This is a genomic window from Streptomyces bicolor (assembly GCF_000719285.1).
Lineage (GTDB): Bacteria > Actinomycetota > Actinomycetes > Streptomycetales > Streptomycetaceae > Streptomyces > Streptomyces bicolor.
In genome coordinates, this window is record NZ_JOFS01000039.1 from 28,922 (window position 1) to 51,218 (window position 22,297).

24 protein-coding genes are annotated in these 22,297 nt (G+C 72.6%); 10 read left to right on the top strand and 14 right to left on the bottom strand.

What is annotated here, in order from left to right; translation table 11 throughout:
- Positions 1 to 34 precede the first annotated feature (34 nt).
- The 7 genes from IF78_RS0136595 to IF78_RS0136625 all read left to right on the top strand — a co-directional run bounded on the left by IF78_RS0136595 (position 35) and on the right by IF78_RS0136625 (position 7,297).
- Positions 35 to 613 (top strand): carbonic anhydrase, encoded by a 579-nt coding sequence (locus tag IF78_RS0136595; RefSeq protein WP_031487041.1) that lies wholly within the window; start codon positions 35 to 37, stop codon positions 611 to 613.
- A gap of 5 nt (positions 614 to 618) precedes the next feature.
- A complete protein-coding gene (locus IF78_RS0136600) occupies positions 619 to 2,076 on the top strand; it encodes a SulP family inorganic anion transporter (RefSeq protein ID WP_031487042.1) in 1,458 nt (485 codons plus the stop codon).
- A gap of 134 nt (positions 2,077 to 2,210) precedes the next feature.
- Positions 2,211 to 3,125: a slipin family protein gene (locus IF78_RS0136605; RefSeq protein ID WP_031487043.1), complete on the top strand. Its 915-nt coding sequence runs from the start codon at positions 2,211 to 2,213 to the stop codon at positions 3,123 to 3,125.
- 90 nt (positions 3,126 to 3,215) lie between these two features.
- Complete coding sequence (locus IF78_RS0136610) at positions 3,216 to 4,604, top strand: PhoX family protein (RefSeq protein ID WP_031487044.1); 1,389 nt, start codon at positions 3,216 to 3,218, stop codon at positions 4,602 to 4,604.
- A gap of 63 nt (positions 4,605 to 4,667) precedes the next feature.
- Entirely contained in the window at positions 4,668 to 6,155 is a 1,488-nt protein-coding gene (locus tag IF78_RS0136615; RefSeq protein WP_031487045.1) for a serine/threonine-protein kinase, read from the top strand.
- A gap of 89 nt (positions 6,156 to 6,244) precedes the next feature.
- Positions 6,245 to 7,099, top strand: a complete 855-nt coding sequence (locus IF78_RS0136620) for a polysaccharide deacetylase family protein (protein ID WP_031487046.1) — start codon at positions 6,245 to 6,247, stop codon at positions 7,097 to 7,099.
- A gap of 18 nt (positions 7,100 to 7,117) precedes the next feature.
- Complete coding sequence (locus tag IF78_RS0136625; protein WP_031487047.1) at positions 7,118 to 7,297, top strand: hypothetical protein; 180 nt, start codon at positions 7,118 to 7,120, stop codon at positions 7,295 to 7,297.
- Positions 7,298 to 7,308: 11 nt separating this feature from the next.
- Here the strand turns inward: IF78_RS0136625 and IF78_RS0136630 are convergent, their stop codons facing one another.
- Complete coding sequence (locus tag IF78_RS0136630) at positions 7,309 to 7,980, bottom strand: hypothetical protein (protein WP_031487048.1); 672 nt, start codon at positions 7,978 to 7,980, stop codon at positions 7,309 to 7,311.
- A gap of 5 nt (positions 7,981 to 7,985) precedes the next feature.
- A complete protein-coding gene (locus tag IF78_RS0136635) occupies positions 7,986 to 8,870 on the bottom strand; it encodes an ABC transporter ATP-binding protein (protein ID WP_031487049.1) in 885 nt (294 codons plus the stop codon).
- Positions 8,871 to 8,914: 44 nt separating this feature from the next.
- Between IF78_RS0136635 and IF78_RS0136640 the strand changes: the two genes are divergently transcribed.
- Positions 8,915 to 9,670, top strand: a complete 756-nt coding sequence (locus tag IF78_RS0136640; protein WP_031487050.1) for an aminoacyl-tRNA hydrolase — start codon at positions 8,915 to 8,917, stop codon at positions 9,668 to 9,670.
- Between the two features lie 43 nt (positions 9,671 to 9,713).
- On the opposite strand, the gene IF78_RS0136645 is transcribed toward IF78_RS0136640, so the two are convergent.
- The 7 genes from IF78_RS0136645 to IF78_RS0136675 form a co-directional block, all read right to left on the bottom strand.
- A complete protein-coding gene (locus IF78_RS0136645; RefSeq protein ID WP_078662725.1) occupies positions 9,714 to 10,223 on the bottom strand; it encodes a PPOX class F420-dependent oxidoreductase in 510 nt (169 codons plus the stop codon).
- 133 nt (positions 10,224 to 10,356) lie between these two features.
- Positions 10,357 to 11,604, bottom strand: coding sequence for an ABC transporter permease (locus IF78_RS0136650; RefSeq protein WP_037642098.1), 1,248 nt, complete (start codon positions 11,602 to 11,604; stop codon positions 10,357 to 10,359).
- Positions 11,601 to 12,335 carry an ABC transporter ATP-binding protein gene (locus IF78_RS0136655; RefSeq protein ID WP_031487053.1) on the bottom strand — a complete coding sequence of 245 codons (735 nt, stop codon included), beginning with the start codon at positions 12,333 to 12,335 and terminating at the stop codon, positions 11,601 to 11,603. Before IF78_RS0136655 ends, IF78_RS0136650 begins: the two co-directional genes overlap by 4 nt.
- Entirely contained in the window at positions 12,332 to 13,753 is a 1,422-nt protein-coding gene (locus IF78_RS0136660; RefSeq protein WP_234439945.1) for a peptidoglycan-binding protein, read from the bottom strand. The genes IF78_RS0136655 and IF78_RS0136660 overlap by 4 nt, the downstream gene beginning before the upstream one ends.
- Entirely contained in the window at positions 13,750 to 14,313 is a 564-nt protein-coding gene (locus IF78_RS0136665) for a hypothetical protein (protein ID WP_031487055.1), read from the bottom strand. Before IF78_RS0136665 ends, IF78_RS0136660 begins: the two co-directional genes overlap by 4 nt.
- A 114-nt stretch (positions 14,314 to 14,427) precedes the next feature.
- Positions 14,428 to 15,324, bottom strand: a complete 897-nt coding sequence (locus tag IF78_RS0136670) for a prephenate dehydrogenase (RefSeq protein WP_051828458.1) — start codon at positions 15,322 to 15,324, stop codon at positions 14,428 to 14,430.
- A complete protein-coding gene (locus IF78_RS0136675; RefSeq protein ID WP_107050090.1) occupies positions 15,321 to 16,676 on the bottom strand; it encodes an aminotransferase-like domain-containing protein in 1,356 nt (451 codons plus the stop codon). Before IF78_RS0136675 ends, IF78_RS0136670 begins: the two co-directional genes overlap by 4 nt.
- A gap of 208 nt (positions 16,677 to 16,884) precedes the next feature.
- Here IF78_RS0136675 and hppD point away from each other — a divergent pair, with 208 nt between their 5' ends.
- Entirely contained in the window at positions 16,885 to 17,967 is a 1,083-nt protein-coding gene (gene hppD, locus IF78_RS0136680; RefSeq protein ID WP_031487058.1) for a 4-hydroxyphenylpyruvate dioxygenase, read from the top strand.
- Between the two features lie 73 nt (positions 17,968 to 18,040).
- A complete protein-coding gene (locus IF78_RS0136685) occupies positions 18,041 to 19,114 on the top strand; it encodes an alpha-hydroxy acid oxidase (RefSeq protein ID WP_031487059.1) in 1,074 nt (357 codons plus the stop codon).
- Between the two features lies 1 nt (position 19,115).
- On the opposite strand, the gene IF78_RS0136690 is transcribed toward IF78_RS0136685, so the two are convergent.
- Genes IF78_RS0136690 through IF78_RS0136710 form a run of 5 tightly spaced genes read right to left on the bottom strand, consistent with a single transcriptional unit; the run spans position 19,116 to position 22,296 of the window.
- Positions 19,116 to 19,520 carry a VOC family protein gene (locus IF78_RS0136690; protein WP_031487060.1) on the bottom strand — a complete coding sequence of 135 codons (405 nt, stop codon included), beginning with the start codon at positions 19,518 to 19,520 and terminating at the stop codon, positions 19,116 to 19,118.
- Complete coding sequence (locus IF78_RS0136695) at positions 19,517 to 20,353, bottom strand: phosphosulfolactate synthase (RefSeq protein ID WP_078662720.1); 837 nt, start codon at positions 20,351 to 20,353, stop codon at positions 19,517 to 19,519. The genes IF78_RS0136690 and IF78_RS0136695 overlap by 4 nt, the downstream gene beginning before the upstream one ends.
- Before the next feature lie 31 nt (positions 20,354 to 20,384).
- A complete protein-coding gene (locus IF78_RS0136700; RefSeq protein WP_051828460.1) occupies positions 20,385 to 21,728 on the bottom strand; it encodes an AMP-binding protein in 1,344 nt (447 codons plus the stop codon).
- Positions 21,729 to 21,760: 32 nt separating this feature from the next.
- Positions 21,761 to 22,039 (bottom strand): phosphopantetheine-binding protein, encoded by a 279-nt coding sequence (locus IF78_RS0136705; RefSeq protein ID WP_031487063.1) that lies wholly within the window; start codon positions 22,037 to 22,039, stop codon positions 21,761 to 21,763.
- On the bottom strand, positions 22,039 to 22,296 hold the full coding sequence (locus IF78_RS0136710; RefSeq protein WP_051828462.1) for a ferredoxin: 258 nt from the start codon (positions 22,294 to 22,296) through the stop codon (positions 22,039 to 22,041). The genes IF78_RS0136705 and IF78_RS0136710 overlap by 1 nt, the downstream gene beginning before the upstream one ends.
- Between the last annotated feature and the right edge of the window lies 1 nt (position 22,297).

Consider the following 22,297-nt stretch of genomic DNA (forward strand, 5'->3'; position numbering starts at 1 on the left):
CGCCACCGAGGCGCGCCAGGAGGAGTCACCACACATGCAGCCCCTCATCGACAACGCCCGTATGTTCGGACAGCGCCCTGAGGAGTTCGCCAAGCTGGCCGCAGGGCAGTCCCCGCAGGTCCTGTTCATCACCTGCTCCGACTCCCGGGTCGTTCCGGCCCTGATCACGGGCGCCCGGCCCGGCGAGCTCTTCGAGCTGCGCACCGCGGGCAACATCGTTCCGCCGTACGCCTCCGAGCACCCCACCAGCGAGGCGGCCACCATCGAGTACGCCGTGGAGGTCCTCGGCGTCAGCGACATCGTGGTCTGCGGCCACTCCCACTGCGGGGCCGTCGGCGCGCTGGTGCGCGGCGACGACCTGGACGCCGTGCCGGCCGTGCGCGACTGGCTCGCGCAGGCCAGCCCCCGCCCGACCGGTGCCGTCGAGGACCCGGAGGTCGCCGAGGGCGTCCAGGCCCACGTGCTGGCCCAGATCCTGCGACTGCGCTCGTACCCGTTCATCGAGAAGAAGCTGAAGGAGCGTCAACTGACCCTGCACGCGTGGTACTACGAGGTCCACAAGGGCGCCGTGCGCGCCCACAGCGCCGAGACCGACGCGTTCGAGGCCCTGTGATCGCCATGATGACCAAATACCCTCACCTGCGGCAGGACTTCGCCGCCTCGTTGGTCGTCTTCCTCGTCGCGCTGCCGCTGTGCGTCGGCGTGGCCGTCGCCTCCGGAGTCCCGGCCGAGCTCGGGCTCGTCACCGGCATCGTGGGCGGCATCGTCACCGGCATGATGCGCGGCAGCAGCCTTCAGGTCTCCGGACCCGCCGCCGGTCTGACCGTGCTGGTCTTCGAGGCCGTGCAGGAGTTCGGACTGCCGGTGCTCGGCGTGCTGGTGCTCGCCACCGGCGTGCTCCAGCTCCTGATGGGCGCCCTGAAGCTGGGGCGCTGGTTCCGGGCCATCTCGGTCTCCGTCGTCGAGGGCATGCTGGCCGGTATCGGCCTTGTGCTCATCGCCGGGCAGCTCTACTCGGTCGCGGACGCCAAGGCGCCCGCGTCCGGCCTGGAGAAGATAATCGGGCTCCCCGGAGCACTGGTCCAGGCCGTGCAGAACACCGAGGCGCTGGCCTCGATCGCGCTGGGCGCCGGCACCATCGCGGTGCTAGTGCTGTGGAAGCGGATGCCGCGCAAGGTGCGCACGGTTCCCGGTCCGCTCGCCGCGGTAGGCCTGGCGACGCTGGTCGCCGCGGCCTTCTCGCTGCCGGTCGCCACCGTCGAGGTCAAGGGCCTGCTGGGATCCATCCAGCCGCCGTCCCTGAGCGCCTTCGGCGAACTGGCGGACGTCGGTGTGCTCGCCACGATCGTCGCCTTCACGCTCATCGCGTCGGCCGAGTCGCTGTTCAGCGCGGCGGCCGTGGACCGGCTGCACGACGGGCCGCGCACCGAGTACGACAAGGAGCTGATGGCGCAGGGCGCCGGCAACACCGTCTGCGGTGTGCTCGGCGCGCTGCCGATGACCGCGGTCATCGTGCGCAGCTCCGCCAACGTCCAGGCGGGTGCGAAGACCAAGGCGTCCCGTGTCATGCACGGCGTGTGGCTGCTGCTCTTCGCGGCGCTGCTGCCCGCCACGCTGGCTCTGATCCCGATACCCGCGCTGGCCGGCATCCTGGTCTACTCCGGCTGGAAGCTGATCCCCTTCCGGGGCATCGTCTCCCTGTGGCGCGGCCACCGGGGCGAGGCGCTGATCCTCGTGGTCACCGCCGTCTCCATCGTCGCGGTGAACATGTTCGAGGGCGTGCTGATCGGTCTGGCCCTGTCGGTCGCCAAGACCGCCTGGGAGGCCTCGCACGTGAAGCTGGAGGTCATAGACAAGGGCGCCGGACCCATCCAGGCGTACCTGTCGGGCAACGCGACCTTCCTGAGGCTGCCGAAGATCCTCGACAGCCTGGAGGCCCTGCCTCAGGACCGCCCGGTGGAGCTGGACCTGTCCGGACTGCACCACCTCGACCACGCCTGCCGCACGGCCCTGGAGAGCTGGGCCGAGCGGCACAGCGCGGCCGGCACGGAACCGGTGCGGGTCACCGCGCCCTGACCGGCGCATCCCTGACCGACGTATGACTCCCGCTGAGGTGTGACCCGGTCCGGGGCCGTCCATGGCCCCGGACCAGACACCGGGCATATCGTTACAGGAGCATGCGCAACGGGCCTCTCCGCGAGGAGGTCGTCATGGTCGAGGAACTGCTGGGCGCGGCCGTGGGAGTGGCTGCCGCGGGAGCGGTGTACGTCGCGGCGGCGGCGCGGGTCGTCAAACAGTACGAGCGCGGGGTGGTGCTCCGGCTCGGACGGCTGGTGGGAGACGTACGGCCACCCGGATTCACCTTGATCGTTCCGATCGTGGACCGGCTGCACAAGGTCAACATGCAGATCGTCACGATGCCGGTGCCGGCCCAGGAGGGCATCACCCGGGACAACGTGACCGTGCGCGTGGACGCGGTCGTGTACTTCAAGGTGATCGACGCCGCGAACGCGCTCATCAGGGTCGAGGACTACAAGTACGCGGTCTCGCAGATGGCGCAGACATCACTGCGGTCGATCATCGGCAAGAGCGACCTGGACGACCTGCTGTCCAACCGCGAGAAGCTCAACCAGGGCCTGGAGCTGATGATCGACAGCCCGGCCGTCGGCTGGGGCGTCCAGGTGGACCGCGTCGAGATCAAGGACGTGTCGCTGCCGGAGTCGATGAAGCGCTCCATGGCCCGGCAGGCGGAGGCGGACCGCGAGCGGCGGGCCCGCATCATCAACGCGGACGCCGAGCTCCAGGCCTCCAAGAAGCTGGCCGAGGCCGCCCACCAGATGGCCGACGCCCCCTCCGCGCTCCAGCTGCGCCTGCTCCAGACGGTGATGGCGGTGGCGGCGGAGAAGAACTCCACGCTGGTCCTGCCCATCCCGGTGGAGCTGCTGCGCTTCCTGGAGCGGGGCGAGGACCACGAGCAACACGTGAAGCGCACTCGGGAGCCGGACGCGGGTCACGCCCTGGAGGGCTCCGCGGAGAAAAACGCTCATCCGGCCGTCGAGCCCCCGGCAGAGCGGGACGTCGAGCGGACGGTCGAGGACATCATCGAGGACGCCACAGAGAAGTGACACACGCTACGCGCGTGGTTCCCGTGGCTCATAGCAGGTGATAGACACGGCGGGGTCACAGTTCCTGTCCGCCAGCAGGAAGGTTTCCCCATGCCCGAGAACACGACCGACGGCCGTCCGAGCCGTCGCCAACTCCTTTCCCGTACCGGTGCGTTGGGCGTGTCGATCGCCTTCGCCGGGAACCTCACCGAACTCTTCGCCGGAACCGCCGCCGCACAGCACCTGGGCCACACGGGATACGGCCCGCTGGTCCCCGACCCCAAGGGCCTGCTCGACCTGCCGGAAGGTTTCCGCTACCGGGTCCTGTCCCGCGAAGGCGAACCGCTCCGCTCCGGCGAGGGCCCCGTCCCCTCCAACCACGACGGCATGACCGCCCTGCCCGGCGCAAACGGCCGCGTCCACCTGGTCCGCAACCACGAGAACCGCACCACCGCGAGGATCCCCGTCCCGACCGTCGCCGGCCTCACCTACGACCCGGCGGGCAAGGGCGGCTGTACGAGCCTGACCCTCGACCGGCGGGGCCGCGTCCTGTCCGAACGGGTCGCCATCGCCGGTACGGCCGTCAACTGCGCGGGCGGCCCCACGCCTTGGGGCACCTGGCTGACCTGCGAGGAGACCGAGGACAGGGCGGGCACCAACGGCTACGCCAAGGACCACGGCTTCGTCTTCGAGGTCGACCCGGCGAACCCGTACCGCTCCGGCGCGGTCCCGTTGACCGCGATGGGCCGCTTCCAGCACGAGGCGGTCGCGGTGGACCCCCGGCACGGCATCGTCTATGAGACCGAGGACGCCTTCGAGAGGCCCTTCGGCCTCTTCTACCGCTTCCTGCCAAACGCGCCGCACGGCGGCCTCGGTTCCCTGCGCGCGGGCGGCCGCCTGCAGGCGATGCGGGTGCCGGGCGTCCCCGACCTGTCCTCGATCCAGGAGACGGGCGCGAGCTTCGAGAACATCGAGTGGGTCGACGTACCGGACCCGCTCGCCACCCGGACGCCCATCCGCCTCCAGGACTTCGGCCCGAAGGGCATCACCCACGCGCAGAAGCTGGAGGGCTGCTACTGGGGCGGCCGGTCCGTCTACTTCGTCTCGTCCTTCGCCCGCAGCGCGGAGGGCTCGGCGGCGGACCACTACGGCCAGATCTGGCGCTACGACCCCGCCGCGCGCCGCCTGACCCTGGTGATCGTCTTCGGCCCGGACACGGACGTGCAGCTCCCGGGCGAGTCCCCGGACAACATCTGCCTCGCCCCCAGCGGAGGGCTGATGGTGTGCGAGGACGGCAACGGCGCCCAGCACGTGTTCGGCGTGACGCGGGGCGGCGAGGTGTACGCGATGGCGCGCAACGCCCAGAACCTTGGTACCCCACAGGAGCCGGAGTGGGGCGAGTTCGCCGGGGTCACCTTCTCGCCCGACGGCGGGACGATGTACGTGAACTGCTACACGCCGGGCACGACGTTCGCGGTGACGGGACCCTGGCGCAGGTAGCCGTCGCGGCCGCCGTACCGGAGCGGAAGCCTGCTCTCCGGTGCGTCATCTAACCTTTGCGGCATGAACCAACCGGGGGATCTCGTCGACGGCCGTTTCGAGCTGGTGGAGCGGCTCGGCAGCGGAGGAATGGGCACCGTGTGGCGGGCTCGCGACACGGTGCTGCACCGCGAGGTCGCGCTCAAGGCGGTGCGGTCCGACGCGGACACCGTCGGCGTGATGCGCGAGCGGGTGATGCGGGAGGCGAGGGCGCTGGCCCGGCTCAGCCATCCCCATGTGGTGACGGTCCATCAGATCGTGGACGCCGACCCGCATCCCTGGATCGTGATGGAGCTGGTGCCGGGCGCCTCGCTCCAGCAGCGGCTGGTCGACGGCCCGTTGACCCCGGCTGAGGCCGCCCGCGTCGGCCGCCAGGTGCTCGCCGCGCTGCGGGCCGCACACGCGGCGGGCATCCACCACCGGGACGTCAAACCCGCCAACATCCTCCTGCGCCCCGACGGCGACGCCGTCCTCACCGACTTCGGCATCGCCGCCCTGCAGGGCACGACGGGCCTCACGGCCACCGGCGAACTCGTCGGTTCACCCGAGTACATGGCTCCGGAGCGGATCCGGGGCCGCGAGGACGATCCGGCGGCCGACCTCTGGTCGCTGGGCGTGGTCCTGTACGTGTGCGTGGAGGGCGTCAGCCCACTGCGCCGCCCCACCACGCTGGCCACCCTGGCCGCCGTACTCGACGACCCGCTGCCGCCGCCGACCCGCTCAGGCCCGCTGACCCCGGTGCTCGACGCCGTTCTGGTACGCGACCCGGCGGCCCGCCCGGCCGCCGCCCGGCTGGACGCGATGCTGGCGCAGGTCGAGGCGGGGGCGACGCCGCACTGGACGCAGCCGACGCTGACGGCGGGCGTACCCCAACCGACGCCACCAACGCCAACCCAACTGGACACCCCGCGCCCGACGGTTCCGGAGCCGCTGCGGGGCTCTCGGCGCCGTACGCCTCTGGTGGTGGCCGCGACCGCGGCGCTCGTGATCGGCGCGGCCACGGCTCTGGTGTTCGCGCTGCTCCCCGGTGGCACCGAGGGCGAGGACAAGGCCGGTGGCGCGACCAGCCCGAGAGCCACGACGTCCGCTCCCAGCCCGGCGAGACAGAAGCCGATCACCGCCTCACCGTCGCCCACCCCCACGAGCGCTTCGCCCTCCCCGACTCCCATCCCCGCCCAGGGCGGCCGCTGGATCGCCCAACTCCACTCCGAACCCATCGCCACGGGCGCCGCCGCCCGCGACAGCCGCCTGGCCACGATCCGCCGAATGGTGCCGGAGGCGGCCGTGCTGCGCAGCGGCGACTACCCCTCCCTGCGCCCGGGCTACTGGGTGTTCTACGCCCCCGGCCCCTTCGCCGACGGCAACGCCGCCCTGGCCTTCTGCGCCGAGCGCGGCCGGACCACTCCGAGCACCTGCATCGGCCGCTACCTGAGCCAGAACGCGTCCGACTTCGCCCTCCAGTGCCGCCCTCCGGCCACCGCCCCGACGGGCCGCTGCACGCGCGCCGACTGAGAGGGCCGGTCCCGCCGGGTGGGTGACACCGACTCGGCACACCCATCAACACAACCGTATTGTCTGTTTGATCCTCATATCTTCCTGCGGTGATCTCTCTCGTACGACGCGTCACCGCCGTCTGCGTCCTGGGCGCCGCGCTCGCCGCCTGCTCCCCGGCCGATGAGCACCGCGCTCCCCGCCCCGCGCCCAGCGCCTCCGCCGTCTCTCCCGCCGCCACGGCGACCGGGCCACCGACCCTCGCCCCCGGTCCCGCCGGTCTGACCCCCGTCTTCGAGCACGGTCCCCGGACCGGGGACAAGACCGTCGCGCTGACCTTCGACGCCGACATGACCGCCGACCAGGGGCCGCGGGCGGCGCGTGGTGAGCGGTTCGACAATCCGGGGCTGGTCGCGGCGCTTCGGGAGTTGAGGGTGCCGGCGACGGTGTTCATGACGGGGCGGTGGGCCGAGGAGTATCCCGGGCAGGCCCGGGCCATCGGGCGGGACCCGTTGTTCGAGGTCGCCAACCACTCGTACAGCCACTACGCCTTCACCGACGACTGCTACGGGCTGCCGACCATCGACGCGGGCCGGATGCGGGCGGATGTCGAGCGGGCGTACACCCTGTTCGAGAAGGTGGGGGTGCGGGCTGCGATGCCGTACTTCAGGTTTCCCGGCGGCTGCTACGACCGGCGTGCCCTCAGAGCGCTCAGCGCGGCCGGCGTCACGGCCGTGCAGTGGGACGTGGTGAGCGGGGACGCTTTCGCGACGGACGCCCACGCTGTCGCCCAGGGGGTGCTGGACGGGGTGCGGGCCGGGTCCGTGGTGGTCATGCACTGCACACTCAGTGCCGCTCCCACGACCGAGCGGGTCGTCCGGACCGTCGTGCCCGAGCTGCGCGCGAAGGGGTTCCGGTTCGTGAAGGTGAGCGAGCTGATCGGGGCCTCGGGCGGGCGGCGGTAAGGCTCGTACGCTGAAGGTATGAGCGACGACGACTACTGCCTGATCGACGCGACCAGGCCGCCCAAGGCGGATGGGCCGCCCTACGCGGAGTGCGTGCTGTGCCGGGAGCCGACGGAGTACCCGGAGTCGTACAAGGGGATCACCCTCTGCCCGGTGTGTGAGTGGCAGGAGGCGCAGCGCACGGCCTGTTCAGGATGAACCGCCGGTGGTCAGGTTGACCTGCGGGACGTGAGCGCGCAGGCCGCGGCGGTCGCCGCCGCCGTGAGCAGGGCCGCTGCCGCCAGGGGCAGTACGGGCATCGGGACGGTGCCCGAGCGGGAGCCCGTGACCAGGCCGCTGACCGCCGCCTGGGCCGGGGAGCCGGTCACCACCACGGACAGCAGCGCCGCTAGCAGCATCGCCGGGACCGCGCGGCCGGTCGAGCGCAGCACCGGCCATGCGGTGAGTGCGCCGACGGCCGTCCCGAGCAGGGCGCAGGCCAGCGCGGCGAGCAGACCGGCGGCGCCCGCGGGCAGCCGTGGCACCCGGGCCTGGTGGTCGGCGCCGACCGGGTCGCTGATCAGGGTGACGACGACGATCGCCGCCGTTCCGAGCGCCGCCGCGGCGGCCAGCGCCACCAGCAGCGCGGCGAGGTGCGCCCGTCCCGGGCCGACCGCCGCGGAGACGCAGCTGCGGGCGGCGGGCGGCTCGTTGCTGACGCAGATCCGTACCAGCCAGGCGGCGACGGGCAGCAGTGCCGCAGCCGCGTAGCCGAGCGAGTCGAGGACGGGCTGGCCGCTCTGCACGCCGACGGCGAGGAAGGCGGCGTACAGGATGAACGGCGGCAGCCACCGCTGCGATCGGGCGAGAAGGGCGGCCTGGTAGCGGAGGAGGGCTCTCATCGACGTCATCGGCGACTCTCGGCTTCGGCTTCGAAAGGGACGGGTGTCTCCCGGCTCACGCTCACCACGTGCCAGGGCGGGCGGGTGGTCAGCAGGGCGCGCAGGACGACGTCCGAGTGGGACGCGGGGACGGTGAGGCGGTGGGTGCCGGGGGCGGTCTCGTCCGCTCCGGTGGCGATACGGAGGGCCTCCGCAGGAAGGGTCGCGCCGCTCCGGCCCTGGACGACGACCGTCGTGTGCGGGCCGTTGTGCGGCGACGCGGTCTGTTCCGTACGGCGGTTGAGGCCGCCGTCGTGCACGGTGTACGTCGCGTCGCGTGCCCCGGCGAGGCGGCGCGGGTCGTGGTCGACGAAGACGACCGCGGTGCCGGCGGCGGTCCGCTCGGCGACGGCACGCTCCAGCTCCGCGCGGGCATCGGCGTCGAGCCCGGTCCACGCCTCGTCCAGGACGAGCAACTCCGGGTCCGCGAGCAGCGCCTGGGCGACGGCGACCTTCTGGCTGCTGCCCTTCGACAGCTGGGCCATCGGCGTACGGGCGTAGGCGGCGGCGCCGAAGCGGTCGAGCCACTCGAGGGCGGCCCGGGTGGCCGCCGGCCGGGACAGGCCGTGGACCGTGCCGAGGTGGGTCAGGTAGCCGAGGGCGGTGAAGGGGAGGGCGGTGGGGAAGCGTTCGGGGACGTATGCGGTGCGGGGTGCTCCGCTGACGCGGCCTTCCGAGGGGGCGTCTATGCGGGCCAGGAGGCGCAGAAGGGTGGATTTGCCGGTGCCGTTGGGGCCTTCTATGCGGATGAGGGCGCCGGGGGGCACGGTGAGGTGGATGCCTCGTAAGACCCATGGGCCGCGCAGGCCGTAGCGGCGGCCCACGTTGTCCAGACGAAGATCGCGTTGCATGGCAGCATCTTCGCGCAGATCCTCGTCCTGGCAGACTGGGGGCCGTGAGTTCCGACAGCCCCGCCCCACAGGACAGCCCTTTCCGATCCGAACCCGGCACCCGCGATCACGCCCCGCAGTTCGTTCTCCCCCTCGTCGTGCGTATCGAGCGGGGCGATCCCCCGGCCCGGACGGACGCGCTGGAGACCGCCGCCCGCGCCGTACTGATCATGCTCAGTGACGAGCGGTCCGTCGGCGACGGTGAGTGGGCTCAGGCCCTGCGGGACTGGGAGGACGCCCGCATCCGCAAGGTCGTGCGGCGGGCCCGTGGGGCCGAGTGGCGGCGGGCCGAAAAGCTGCCGGGGATCACCGTCACCGGTGAGTCGGCCGAGGTGCGGGTGTTTCCGCCCGTGCCGTTGGACGGGTGGCCAAAGGAGCTGGCGAAGCTCCAGGTGTCGGGGACCGACCTCGACGATCCTCGGCCGCCAGTGGCCGCCGATCCGTCGGCGCCCGTGCTCTGGGTGAATCCCGGACTCGACATGTCGGCCGGCAAGACGATGGCGCAGGCGGGGCACGCGGCACAGATCGCCTGGTGGGAGCTGTCGGACGAGGAGCGGGATGCCTGGCGCGCGGCGGGGTTCGCGCTGGCCGTGCGGACCGCGGAGCCGGAGCGCTGGCGTGAACTGACCACCGCGGGGCTGCCGTTGGTGCGGGACGCCGGGTTCACGGAGATCGCGCCCGGGACGACTGTGGTGGTCGAGGGGCATCACCGGGTGGGATCGCTGCCGCCCGGGGTACGCCGGCCGCTGGTCGTGCGCTGAGCCGCCCTGCGAGGCGCCCCTGCTCCCTGCTGGCGCCGGCCGGTCAGGCCGTACCCGGCGTCAGTCCGCCCGCCGGCGCGGAACCGGTGCGGGGGCTGCCGCTCAGGCGGCGGCCGGCCGCCCCGTACACGCGGTCCACGGGGAGCCTGACGACCAGGCGCCGTTCGGCGACCATGGCGTTGCGGAAGCCCTCCCAGTCGGGGTGGTCGCCCTGGAACCCCCGGAAGACGACGACGAGTTCGTCGGCGACCGCGTCGTGCGGGTCCGTCGTGATGGGCGTCAGCTCCGCCTCGCCCTCGGCGATCATGTAGGCGTAGCCGTTGGGGCTGGTGACGAGGAAGCTGGCGCGTGGATCGCGGCGCAGGTTGCGGGTCTTGGCGCGGTTGTAGGTGACCATGAGCCGGATGAGGCGAGCCTCCGGGTCGTAGGCGTAGCCGACGTTCGACATCTGGGGGCGGCCGTCCCGCTTCAACGTCACGAGCGTGCCGATCCGTTGCTGACCGAGCAGCTGGAACAGGGCCTCGTCGCCGGGCTTCGCTGATCGCTCTGTCATGCGGCGAGCGTACGGGAGCAGGTCGCTGTCCAGGGGGACACGAACGCGCCCGCCCAGGTGCTCGGGCATGGCCGAGCGGTGCCCTCGCCGCCGACGGGGGATGGAGGCGGCGGGGGCACCGCGGTACCGGGGGTCAGGTGGTGGCCAGCGCCTCCGTGGGCGGCAGGCGGGCGGCGCGGACGGCGGGGTAGAACCCGGCCAGGCCGCCGATGACGAGGGTCGCCCCGACGCCGCCCGCCATCGCCCAGGTCGGCACCACCGACGGCCAGCCCTGGTAGGCGGCGTATCCGGAGGTGACGGCGATGCCGAGGAGGACGCCGCCCAGGCCGCCGAGCGCGGACAACAGCAGGGCCTCGCAGAGGAACTGGGTGCGGATCTGTCCGCGCGTCGCGCCGAGGGAGCGGCGCAGGCCGATCTCGGAGCGGCGTTCCAGTACGGAGATGACCATCGTGTTGGCCACGCCCACCCCGCCGACGAGCAGGGCGACCGCGCCGAGCCCGAGCAGCAGGCCGCTCAGTGTGTCGTCGGTGGCCTGCTTGGCCTCCAGGGCGTCGGAGGGCCGCGACACGTTGGCCTCGCTGGGGTTCTCCGGGTTGGCGGTGGGGCCGAGGACGGACTGGACGTCGGTCACGGCCGATTCCTCGGTGCGGGTGTAGACGGTCGTCGGGTAGCCGTCGAAGCCCAGCTCCTCCTCCGCGACCGGCCAGCCGACGAGCGCGGCGGAGTCCAGCTCGGGCACCAGGTCGTTGGGGGCGAGCAGGCCCACGACGGTGAACCACTGGTCGCCGAGCCACACCCGGCTGTCGGCGCCGGCCTGGAAGACGCCGAGCTGCTGGGCGGCCTTGGGGCCGAGGACGACGGCGGGGTACCGCGCGTTGGCGGCGTTCAGCCAGCGGCCGTCGACGACCTCGACGCCCGCGCTGCTCGGCAGGTCCGTGCGGGCCGCGGACACCGTGAGGCCGCCGGTCTCCTGCTTCGGGACGCGGTCGTTGCGGTAGACCTTGGCGTCGGTCCTGCCGACGGCGGACACCGCGGTGACGCCGTCGATGTTCCCGATCATGTCGACCGACTCGTCCGGGAGATGGGCGGGGCCGCCGGTGAACGACTGGCCCGCGGTGACCGTGAGCAGATTGGTGCCCAGCGCCGCGAGCCGCCGGTCGAGGTCCTCCGTGCTGGATGTGGAGATGCCGACCACGCCGACCATGGCGGCGATGCCGATGGCGATGCCGAGGGCCGACAGGAACACCCGCAGCGGCCTGGACCGCAGTCCGGATCCGCCGACCCGCAGCACGTCGGCGGGGCGGAGCCGGGCGGGCTTGGGGCGGGGGCGGGCGGTGGTGTCCGGCCGGGACCGGGGCGGGCCTTGTGTCGTCTGGCTCATCGCGTGGCCTCCTCCAGGACCGGGGTCGTGGGAACCGCTCCGGTGTGCCCGCGCGCCGTGTCGTACTCGATGCCGCCGTCCTTGATCCGCACCTCGCGCGGGAGTGCGGCGGCGATGTCCCGGTCGTGGGTGATCACGACGACGGTGGTGCCCGCCCGGTGCAGTTCGTGGAGCAGGTCGATCACGACGGCGCCGGAGCGCGAGTCGAGCGCGCCGGTGGGCTCGTCGGCGAGCAGCAGCGGTGGATCGCCGAGCACCGCGCGGGCGATGGCCACCCGCTGTTTCTCGCCGCCGGAGAGCTGGTGCGGCTGGTGGTGCAGCCGGTGGCCCAATCCGACCCTGCGCAGGGCGCGTTCGGCAAGCCCGCGCCGCTCGGCGCGGGTACGGCCGCTGTAGAGCAGCCCGTCGGCGACGGAGTCCAGCGCCGGTACGCCGGGGGCGAGATGGAACTGCTGGAAGACGAACCCGATCGCCTGGGCGCGCAGCGCGGACAGCTCCCGGTCGGTCAGGCGGGCCACGTCGTGCCCGTCGATGCGCACGGTGCCGGTGGTGGGTCTGTCGAGGGTGCCCATGATGTTGAGCATGGTGGACTTGCCGGAGCCGGACGGGCCCACGACGGCGAGCAGTTCACCGCGGTGGATGACAACGTCGGCGTCCTTCAGGGCGCGGACGTCACCGTACGTCTTGGAGACCCCGGCGAGTTCGACCACCGGGCCCGGTGTCAGGGTCACTTGGGCACCCCCACGACCGTGCCGTCGGCGAGGCCCTTGCCGGAGATCTCGACCATGCTGTCGGCGAACATGCCGACCTCGACGGGCGTGCGCCGCACCTCGCCGTCGGGTTCGACGACGTCAACGGCGTAGCCTCCGCCCTGCCGTGCCACGAGGGCGTTGATGGGCACCACAAGGACGTTCTCCCGGGTCTCCGCCTTCAGGGAGACGTCGACGGCGGCGGCCTGGTAGCTGCCGAGCTTCTTCTGGTCCGCCACCTTCAACTCGACGGGCAGCGTGGCCTTGTCGGAGTCGCCGCCGTCGTCCGAGCCCGCGCCGGACGGGGCGCCGTCCTGGCCGGTGGTCGGGGTGCCGATGTCGGTGACCTCGGCCTGCACGGTGGTGTCGTCGGGCAGGGTGACCGTGGCCTTGGTGCCCTTGCGGACCAGGTCCTCGTACTGCGCGTCGAGGTCCACACTGACCACGCGCTCGGTGCCGGTCCAGGTCAGCACGGTGCCGCCGAGCGGGGCCCCGGGCAGCGCCTTCACGTCCGCGACGCGCCGGGCGCCCTCGGCGATCACGGCGTCGCCGGGCCGTACGGTGCCGGTCTCCTCGCGGCCGAGGTCGTCCTGCCAGTCGCGTACGGCGTCCGCGGTGCCGGACGTGTACTCGTCGTCGACGTCGAAGCCGGTGTAGCCGAGTGCGGCGAGGTTCTTCTCCAGCATCCGCACGTCGGCGCCCTCACTGCCCTCCTGCATCTGCCGGTAGAGGGGGATCGAGCCGTACAGGAGCGGTACCTCCTGCTCGGCGACCCGGTAGACGGCATCGCCCCGCTTGATGACGTCGCCGTCGGCGGGCACCCATGTGACGACTCCTGAGCCGCCCTGCTGACCGGACGGTGCCTGTACGGCCGACACGTCGCCGTGGCCCAGGCTGCCGTCCACGGTTTCGTTGCGGGTGAGCGTCGTGCGTTTCACCTCGGTGGTGCTGGGCGGGGCGTCGGGCGCGGACACGTCCGCGCCGGAGCCGTCGCCGCCGAGGACGCCGGCGCTCGCGGCCCCGGCTCCGGCGACGACCGCGATCGCGAGGGCGACGAGGCCCGCGGTGCGCCAGGGGCGGCGCCGACGGGAGGCCGCCGGGGCCGACGCCTCGTCACCACCCGCCCCGTCGGGCGCGGTTTGCGTGGTCGCGGTGTCGACGTCCGTGCCGGGGCGGGTGGCGACGTCCGGTGCCGCCGTGGTCCTCGTCTCCAGGTCCCCCGTGCCGGGCGGCGACACCTCGCCCGGTTTGCGCAGTTCCAGCTCCGCGGAGGGGTCCGGGGCGCCGCCGTTGCCCGCGGCGCCCGGCGGGCCGGAGGTGTCGTCGCCGGGTGGGTGCGGCACCGACGCTTCGGGGTCCGTCCCGTGCTCCCGCTCGCGGGTCTCGTCGGGTGCGGTCACTGGCCACCGCCCGAGCCGGTGAGAGCACCGCCGGGCCACCTGTCCTGGCAGGCTGTCCGCGCCTTGTTCCACTTCTCGCCGCCGGGATTGATGCCGCTGGCCGCGAAGTCGATGCTCATGCTGCCGCCGTTGATCTCCGGGTCGGGAAGCTCCGGCAGGCCGTTTTCCCGCATGCACTTCGCCCAGGCGGCGACCTTCGTGGAGTCGAGTTCCCCGCCGCCGGGCCCGCCGCCGACCTGGCCCTGGGGCATCTTGTCGCGGCAGGCCTGCAACGCCTGCTGGAACTCGGCGGAGTTGGGGTCGATACCACTGTCCGGGCTGAGCGCCAGACCGCCGCCGGGCTCCGGATCGGGGAAGGCGGCCACGCCGTTGTCCCGCATGCACTTCGAGAAGGCCAGGGCCTGGTCCTCGGGGCTGGTGGGTGAGGCCTCGGCCCCGGCGGGCGCCTTGGCCTCGTTGGACGACGAGCCGTCGTCGGAACAGGCGGTGAGGAACGCGCCGGTGAGCAGCGCGGACACCGCGAGCAGGGTGGAAGCGGTTCGCTTGTGAGTAGTGGGCATGGGCCAAGTTCTACGGGGGCGGCGGTCACAGCGCGGACACAACAGACGCCTCGGATACAGGCTCCTTGCGCACCCGTGTACATGCCGGCCGACTGCCGCCCCGTGTCATGGCCGTCAGCGCTCCCCGCCGTCGGCCCGGTCCTCGGACAGTTCCCCCACCCCGGCGATGCCCCGCTCCAGCAGGTCCACCAGGGTGTGCCTGCTCTTGCCGCGGGTCTCCGGGCCCGGCCCGTCGCCGTCCGGTGCGGCGAGGTCGTACAGGGCCGCCACCACGCCGGCCAACTCCTCCTGGAGCCGGGTGAGTACGTCCGCGACCGCCCCCGCGTTGGACTCCACGATGTCGCCCCACAGCCGCGAGTCGCCTCGGGCGATCCGGGTCACGTCGCGCAGCCCCTGCCCGGCGAGGCGGGCCGCGGGCACCGGGCCGTCCCGAAGTCGCGCCGCCATCAGGCTGGCCAGCAGGTGCGGCGCGTGGGAGGTCAGGGCGACCGCGTCGTCGTGCGCACGGGCTCGCATCACACGGGGCACCCCGCCGCACAGCGCGATCAGCCCGACGGCCCGGTCGAAGGCGAGTTTGGTGGTGAACCGCGTGGGGGTGAGCACCCAGGGGCGGTCCCTGAATAGCTCGGCGCGGGCCGCGAGGGGCCCCGACCGCTCACGGCCGGCCATGGGGTGACCGCCGACGTAGGAGGACGGATCGGGAGCGGTCGCGAGGATCTCGCGTTCGGGGCGCGCCTTCACACTCGCCACGTCGGTGTAGCTGCGGGCGAGGCCCCGCGCCTGTTCCTGCGCCAGGACCGGGGCGATCTGGCTGGGCGGCACGGCGAGGACCGCCAGGTCCACCGGGTGGGGCGGGGGTTCGGGCCGGCCGGCGCCCCGGGCCGCGGCGGCGCGCAGGGCGGTCTCGTCCCGGTCGGAGAGATAGACGGTCACCCGGTGCCTGCTCGCCGCGAGCGCCACGGAGGTGCCGATGAGGCCGGTGCCGACGACTGCCAGCGTGCGGATGGTCACGACGCACCACTCGGGAGGGTCTCCCCCGCGCGCTCTTCCTCGGACAGCCGCTCGCCGATCAGCGCGGCCAGCCGGTCCAGGCCTTCCTCGATCCGGTCGGGTGTCAACGTGCTGATGGACAGGCGCAGTTGACGGTGGCCGGCGGTGGAGCCGTAGAAGTGGTGCATGGGTGTGAAGAGCACGCCGTGCTTGCGGGCCGCGTGGGCGAGCAGTTCGTCGTCGACGGTGAACGGGACGGTGAGCACGACGAAGAAGCCGCCCGTGGGGGCGTTCCAGGAGATGTCGGTGCGTCCGCCGAGGCGCCGGTCGAGGCCGTCGAGCACCTGTCGCAGGTTGCGGCCGTAGACCTCCGCCTCCCGGCGGTTGGCGCGGGCCATGCTGTAGTCGTGGGCGAGGAGTTTGCCGCCGACGACGGCCTGGGCGATGGGCGCCGTGTTGACCGTGAGCATGCTCTTGATCTTCGACAGCTCGTCGGCGAGGAGCGAGTCGCCCCCGGTGGCCCCGCTGACCCGCTGCCCGGCCACGACGTAGCCGACGCGGGCGCCGGGCATGCCGGTCTTGGCGAACGACCCCAGGTAGACGACGCGTTGGCGCCGGTCGAGCGACTTCAGGGTGGGCGGCCGCTCGGCCGCGCTGTTCAGTAATCCGTAGGCGTTGTCCTCCAGGAGCAACAGGTCCTCGGTGGCGGCGAGTTCGAGGAGCCGCCGACGGTCGGCGAGGGACATGCTGACGCCGACCGGGTTGGCGAAGTCGGGCGTGACGTAGCAGGCGCGGACGCGGTGGCCCGCGGCACGCGCCTCGCGCAGCCGGTCCGCGAGGTCGTCGAGGTCGATGCCGTCCGTGCCGGTGCGCACGGGCAGGACGGGCAGGTCGGCGAGGAGCGCGGCGCCGGTCAGCCCGACGTAGGTCGGGCTCGGCGCGAGCAGCAGGTCCCGGTCGCTCGCCCGCAGCGCGCGCAGCACCAGGAACATCGCCTCCTGGCAGCCGACGGTGACGACCACGGACGCCGGGTCGGCCTCGATGCCCTCGTCCTCGGCGAGGCTGCGCGCCACGAGGTCGCGGATGATCCCCTTGGTGTCGCCGTACTGGAAGAGCGTACGGGCGACCTCCGGCTCGCTCATCCCCCGTTCGGTGCGCAGGTGGTCACAGAAGGTCCGCAGGTATTCGTGGACCAGCGACACGTCGTAGAAGCCCTCGTAGGGGCGGCCCGCCGCGAAGGAGATCGCGTCCGGATAGGTGCCGGCGATCTCGTTGAGGAGTGTCATGGACGCCATCGACGCGTCGCCGAGCGAGGCGTGCAAGGTGGTCGCGGGCAACTCTGCCCTAATGATCTCGGAATTCAGGATTTCCATCACCTGAGTCCTTCATCCTTGAGTCCTTCATCTTTGACAGCTGCGGTATTCAGCCGACCTCCGTACGATCGGGTCCGCATCAGAAGTATTCGACCTCGCCGTCCGGCGGTAAAGGCGCCCAGGGAAATGGAACAGCCAAGTCCGCGTGGCGTGTTCGGGCGGTGGTCCGAGGAATTCAAATCCGCACCCTCTCCGCGCGAGGACTCTCATGACGGATTTACTGACCGATCTCACCATCGATTACGTCGAGTTGTATGTCGACGACCTCGACCGGGCGGTGAACGCCTGGGTCGACGGCTACGCCTTCACGGTCGTCGGTACCGGGGACTTCGCCGAGCACCGCGGCATCGCCCTGCGCCAGGGGCGGACGACCCTGGCGCTCACCGAGGCGGCCTCGGCGCGGCATCCCGCGTCCGCGTACGTCGCCACGCACGGCGACGGCGTCGCCGACATCGCCCTGCGCACCGCCGACGTGTCCGCGGCCTTCGCCGCCGCGGTGGCGGGCGGTGCGGAACCGGTCCGCCCGCCCACCCGGCACGAGGGCGACGGGCCGCGCGTCACGGCCGTCGTGTCGGGCTTCGGCGACGTGGTACACACGCTCGTGGAGCGGGCCCCTGGTGAGGGCCCCGGGCTGCCGGCCGGGTTCGTGCCGGTCCCTGGCGCGCGGGACACCACCGGCGGCGAGGTGGGGCTCCTGGACATCGACCACCTCGCGGTGTGCCTCGACGCGGGTGAGCTCGACAGGACGGCCCGCTTCTACCAACGCGCCCTCGGCTTCCGGGAGAGCTACCAGGAGCGCATCGTCGTCGGCGCCCAGGCGATGGAGTCCAAGGTCGTGCAGAGCGCCGTGTCCGAGGCGGTCACCCTCACGCTCATCGAGCCCGACCCCGAGGCACAGCCGGGGCAGATCGACGAGTTCCTGAAGAGCCATCACGGTCCCGGCGTCCAGCACCTGGCGTTCTCCAGCGAGGACGCGGTCCGCTCGGTGCGGGCGCTGTCGGGGCGCGGTGTGAAGTTCCTCAGCACTCCGGGGACGTACTACGACCTGCTGGGCGAGCGGATCGGCCTGCAGGCGCACACCCTGGAGGACCTGCGGTCGACGAACCTGCTGGTCGACGAGGACCACGGCGGCCAGCTGTTCCAGGTCTTCACCGCCTCCACGCACCCGCGCCGCACCCTCTTCCACGAGGTCATCGAGCGCAAGGGGGCGCGGACGTTCGGCAGCTCCAACATCAAGGCCCTGTACGAGGCCGTGGAGCTGGAGCGGGCGGGGCGGCGTGCCGAGTACTGACGGGGGCGGGCCGGGCGGGGCGCACGCCGCGGGGACGTCCCGCGCGCTCGACGCCCCGTCCGGCCCGCAGGAGTTGCGTGACCTGGACGACGTCGAGCGGGCCGCGGCGGCCGTATTGCCCCGGGAGGTGTGGGACTTCATCGCCGGCGGCAGTGGCCGTGAGCTGACCCTCACGGCCAACCGCGCCGCCTTCGACCGGGTCTTCCTCACCTCGCGGGTGCTGCGGGACGTCTCCGGGTGCACGACGGACGCGACGCTGCTGGGGCGGCCGGCGCGGATGCCGGTGGTGGTGGCGCCGGTCGCCTACCAGCGGCTGGTGCACCCCGACGGGGAGCTGGCCGCCGGCCGGGCCGCGCGGGACGCGGGGGTGCCCTTCACCGTCGCGACGCTGAGCAGCGTGCCCGTGGAGGAGGTGACGGCGGCCGGCGGGCGGGTGTGGTTCCAGCTGTACTGGCTGCGCGAGCGTGGGCGGTCCCTGGACCTGGCCCGTCGTGCCGAGGACGCGGGCTGCGAGGCGCTGGTGCTCACGGTGGACGTGCCGTGGATGGGGCGCCGCCCGCGCGATGTGCGCAACCGGTTCGCCCTGCCTCGTCATGTGCGGGCCGCGCATCTGGACTCCGGTGCCCCGTCGGCGGCCCACCGCACCGCCACGCACGGCTCCGCGGTGGCCGCGCACACGGCGGCTGCGTTCTCCCCCGGTCTGACCTGGTCGGACGTGGAGGCACTGCGGTCGGTGACGCGGCTGCCGATCGTCCTGAAGGGGGTCCTCGCGCCGCAGGACGCGGTTCGGGCGGCCCGACTCGGGATTCAAGCGGTGGTGGTCTCGAACCACGGCGGGCGTCAGCTCGACGGCGCGCTGCCCGCTGTCGAGGCGCTGCCCGCCGTGGCCGAGGCGGTCGGGGAGTCGTGCGAGGTGCTGGTGGACGGCGGGGTCCGCAGCGGCACGGACGTGCTCAAGGCGCTGGCCCTGGGTGCCTCCGGGGTGCTGGTGGGCCGGCCGCCGGTGTGGGGGCTCGCCGCGGGCGGGCAAGCCGGGGCGCGGCGGGTGCTCGACCTGCTGGCGGAGGAGTTGCGCGACGCGCTGGGACTGGCCGGCTGTGCCTCGCCGGCCGGGGCGCAGGAGGTGCGGGCGGTGCGGCTGCCGTGAGTCAGTACATCATCCGCGGGTCGGTGTAGTGCTTGAACTCCAGGAGGTTGCCGGTCGGGTCGATCAGGACCAGAGTGCGGTGCTCCTCGACGGTTCCCCCGAACCGGGACCGCACCTCCTGGAAGACCGGCACCTTCCGCACCTCGACCAGGCGCAGCAGCGCGTCGAAGTCGGCGGGCTCCCGGAACGTCACCCCGAAATGCCGTGGATACAGCTGTGGACGGTCCGGGACCGGTTCGTCAGGTGAGTAATGGCAGACGAGTTGGTCGCCGAAGAAGTCGAATGTGACTCGGTCGGCATAGCGGCGGGCGACCGGACAGCCGAGCAGCTCATTGTAGAACCGTGCGGCGGCGTCCAGATCGCGGGTCGGCACCGCGATATGAAATGCGTCCGCGGAATTCCTCACCGGGTCACCTTCGACTCTTCCATGTCCAGCAATGTGTCGGCGCGCAGTCCGAGCCGCAGTGTTTCCAGGGCGATGATGTCGGACAAGGCGACGTTGCCGAGATTCACGTCGCTGCCGACCCGCTTCACGAAATAGGTCTGGAGCTTTTTCGTGGGCGCCTCGAAGACGAGCAGGTCGGTGTCGAGCCCGGCGTCGAGTACGTCCTCGACGAGTCCGAACCGCAGCTCTCCGTCGGCCCGGCAGATGCCGCTGGTGCCGCTCTCGCGGGCCTCCAGGATCACTGAGCGTGCCCCGGCGTCCAGGTCGCGTCGGATCCCGGCGATCCACTGGCTCGGCGCGAACAGTTCGGAGCGGTGCGGGTCCTTGAACCCCACTTCGGAGACCACCTCGAAATCCGCGGCGAGCCGGGTGATGTACCGGCTCTTGTCCACCGGGGCGAGGTCGATGGTGCCGTCGGACACCTCCACGCGGTCGCAGCCGTGTTCCAGACACAGGCCCCGGTAGTCCTCGAACCGGCCCCGCAGCACGTACTTCTCAAAGAGGGTGCCACCGAACATGTAGGAGATGCCGTGCTGCCGCAGCACCTCCGTCTTGTGTTTGATGCCGGTGGTGACGAGCGCCGTCCCCCAGCCGAACTTGACCAGGTCGATGAGGTCTCCGGCACTCTCCACGACGTCCTCGAACCAGCGGAGCGGTGCCCCGGTGTCGATGACCATGGTCCGCCCGCGGGTGCGGGGCTTGGGCTCGCGCACCGGCAGCTCCAGCGGACGGTGCGCGGCCGGCGGCGTACAGGACTGCGGCGTCAGGGACCGCGATGTGAAGGACTGCGGCATGGCCTGCCAACTCCATTGGGTGGTCCGGTACTTATCGGGGTCGGGACTCCGTCGCGAGCAGGCTCTTGTGCACCTTGCCCAGGGCGGTGCGTGGCAGGGCGTCCACCACGTGGATCTCCTGCGGCAGCTTGTACGGGGCGAGTCGGGCGGCGAGGAAGGAGATGAGGTGGGCGCGGTCGGGGTCGTCCGCCACGATCCACGCGGCGACGCGCTGCCCGAGCCGGTCGTCGGGCACGCCGATCACGGCCGCCTCCACGACGGCCGGGTGGGCGAGGAGCGCGTCCTCGACCTCGCCCGCGCCGATCCGGTAGCCGCCGCTCTTGATCAGGTCGGTGTCCTTGCGGCCGAGCAGCCTCAGCGATCCGTCCGGCAGCCACTCACCGAGGTCTCCGGTGCCGAACCAGCCGTCGTCGTCGACGGCGGGGTCGCGCCCCAGATAGCCGGAGAACAGCCCGCTGCCGCGCACCCGGACCTCGCCGCCCGAGCCCACCACGTCCGTGCCGTCGAGCCGCACCTCCATCCCCGGGACCGGGTGTCCCACGGAGCCCGCCGGTGAGTCCGTGTGCAGGTCCGCCGCCCGGGGGGAGGCGATGGCGAGGGTCTCCGTCATGGCGTACCGGTTGAGGATGCGGTGTCCGGAGAGCCGGTGCACGCGCTCGGTGACCGCCCGGCGCAGCCGGTCCGCGCCGGACACCAGCAGCCGCGCCGAGCTCAGTTCCCGCAGGTCGGCCGCGCCCATCGACCCCCACAGGGCGGGCACCCCGAAGTAGACCGAGGCGTGCGGTACGGGCGTGAGGTAGCGGCCGGTGTGCACGAGCGGGGAGCCGATGCGCAGGGGGCCGAGGGAACCGAAGACGAGGCCGTGCACATGGGACAGCGGCAGCGCGTGGGCGAGTACGTCGTCCGGGGTCCACCGCCACAGGTCGGCGAGGGCGTCGAGGCTCGCGGCGATCGCGCGGCGCGGGACGACGACGCCCTTGGGGGGCCCGGTGGATCCCGAGGTGTAGAGGATGAGGGCGGGTGTCTCGTCCGGAGGTGGTTCGGGGGGCGGCGCGGCGCGGGCGGTGAGGTCGGGCTCGTCCAGGACGAGGTCGGCCCCTGCGTCACGCAGGACGTGGGCGCGTTCGCGCCCGCCGGCCTCCGGGTGCAGCGGGACGGCGGTGGCCCCGGCCGTCAGGACACCGGCGACGGCGACGACTGTGGCGATGCTCGGGTGGGCCACGACCGCGACCCTGCGGGCGCCGGCCACGGACCCGGCGAGCGCGCCGACGGCGCCCGTCAGTTCGTCTCCTTCGAGGCGCCGCCCGGCCACGTCGATGCGGGCCCGGCCCTCCCGCAGCGCCGGCAGCAGTGCCGGCGTACAGCCGCCCCCCATGTCTTGCGCGCCTTCCGCCCGCACGGCCGGGCCTACTCGGCGGTGCCGGTGACGAGCGCCGCGACCGCCGCGACGAACTCACCGAGGGTCGGGTTCTCCCAGATGTCGCGGACGCCGCCCAGCTCCACCTGGTACGTCTGCTCGATCGTGGTCATCACGTGCAGGGCCGCCAGTGAATGGCCGCCGAGTGCGAAGAAGTCGTCCTCGTCGGCCACTTCGGGCACCTGTAAGGCCTCGCACCACAGGGGCGCGACGACGTCCCGTACCGCCGTCACGGTCGCCTCCTCGGTGCTCACGGCACCTCGTTCCATCACTCCTCCTCCAGGTCATGGCCCGGTCGGCCGGGCTCGTGCAGGGTGATCGCGCCGGACGGGCAGCGGTCCGCGGCCGCCCGCACCGCCGGCACCAGGCCGGCCCGGGGTGCCGGATCGACGAGCAGGACCCTGCCGTCCCGGTCCGACTGGTCGAAGACGGCGGGTAGGTGGGCCAGGCACAGACCGGAGGCCACACAGAGGTTGCGGTCGACCTCGACGCGCGGCCCGGCCGTTCGGACTCCCGTCTCGTTCATG

Excerpts from the sequence above, each read along its gene's own strand:
- IF78_RS0136675 (WP_107050090.1), bottom strand. The coding sequence starts at position 16,676 with ATGGAAATCCTGAATTCCGAGATCATTAGGGCAGAGTTGCCCGCGACC.
- IF78_RS0136615 (WP_031487045.1), top strand. The coding sequence starts at position 4,668 with ATGAACCAACCGGGGGATCTCGTCGACGGCCGTTTCGAGCTGGTGGAG.
- IF78_RS0136600 (WP_031487042.1), top strand. The coding sequence starts at position 619 with ATGATGACCAAATACCCTCACCTGCGGCAGGACTTCGCCGCCTCGTTG.
- IF78_RS0136665 (WP_031487055.1), bottom strand. The coding sequence starts at position 14,313 with ATGCCCACTACTCACAAGCGAACCGCTTCCACCCTGCTCGCGGTGTCC.
- IF78_RS0136695 (WP_078662720.1), bottom strand. The coding sequence starts at position 20,353 with ATGCCGCAGTCCTTCACATCGCGGTCCCTGACGCCGCAGTCCTGTACG.
- IF78_RS0136610 (WP_031487044.1), top strand. The coding sequence starts at position 3,216 with ATGCCCGAGAACACGACCGACGGCCGTCCGAGCCGTCGCCAACTCCTT.
- IF78_RS0136700 (WP_051828460.1), bottom strand. The coding sequence starts at position 21,728 with ATGGGGGGCGGCTGTACGCCGGCACTGCTGCCGGCGCTGCGGGAGGGC.
- IF78_RS0136625 (WP_031487047.1), top strand. The coding sequence starts at position 7,118 with ATGAGCGACGACGACTACTGCCTGATCGACGCGACCAGGCCGCCCAAG.
- IF78_RS0136710 (WP_051828462.1), bottom strand. The coding sequence starts at position 22,296 with ATGAACGAGACGGGAGTCCGAACGGCCGGGCCGCGCGTCGAGGTCGAC.
- IF78_RS0136630 (WP_031487048.1), bottom strand. The coding sequence starts at position 7,980 with ATGAGAGCCCTCCTCCGCTACCAGGCCGCCCTTCTCGCCCGATCGCAG.
- IF78_RS0136645 (WP_078662725.1), bottom strand. The coding sequence starts at position 10,223 with ATGACAGAGCGATCAGCGAAGCCCGGCGACGAGGCCCTGTTCCAGCTG.
- IF78_RS0136595 (WP_031487041.1), top strand. The coding sequence starts at position 35 with ATGCAGCCCCTCATCGACAACGCCCGTATGTTCGGACAGCGCCCTGAG.
- hppD (WP_031487058.1), top strand. The coding sequence starts at position 16,885 with ATGACGGATTTACTGACCGATCTCACCATCGATTACGTCGAGTTGTAT.
- IF78_RS0136705 (WP_031487063.1), bottom strand. The coding sequence starts at position 22,039 with ATGGAACGAGGTGCCGTGAGCACCGAGGAGGCGACCGTGACGGCGGTA.
- IF78_RS0136635 (WP_031487049.1), bottom strand. The coding sequence starts at position 8,870 with ATGCAACGCGATCTTCGTCTGGACAACGTGGGCCGCCGCTACGGCCTG.
- IF78_RS0136605 (WP_031487043.1), top strand. The coding sequence starts at position 2,211 with ATGGTCGAGGAACTGCTGGGCGCGGCCGTGGGAGTGGCTGCCGCGGGA.
- IF78_RS0136650 (WP_037642098.1), bottom strand. The coding sequence starts at position 11,604 with ATGAGCCAGACGACACAAGGCCCGCCCCGGTCCCGGCCGGACACCACC.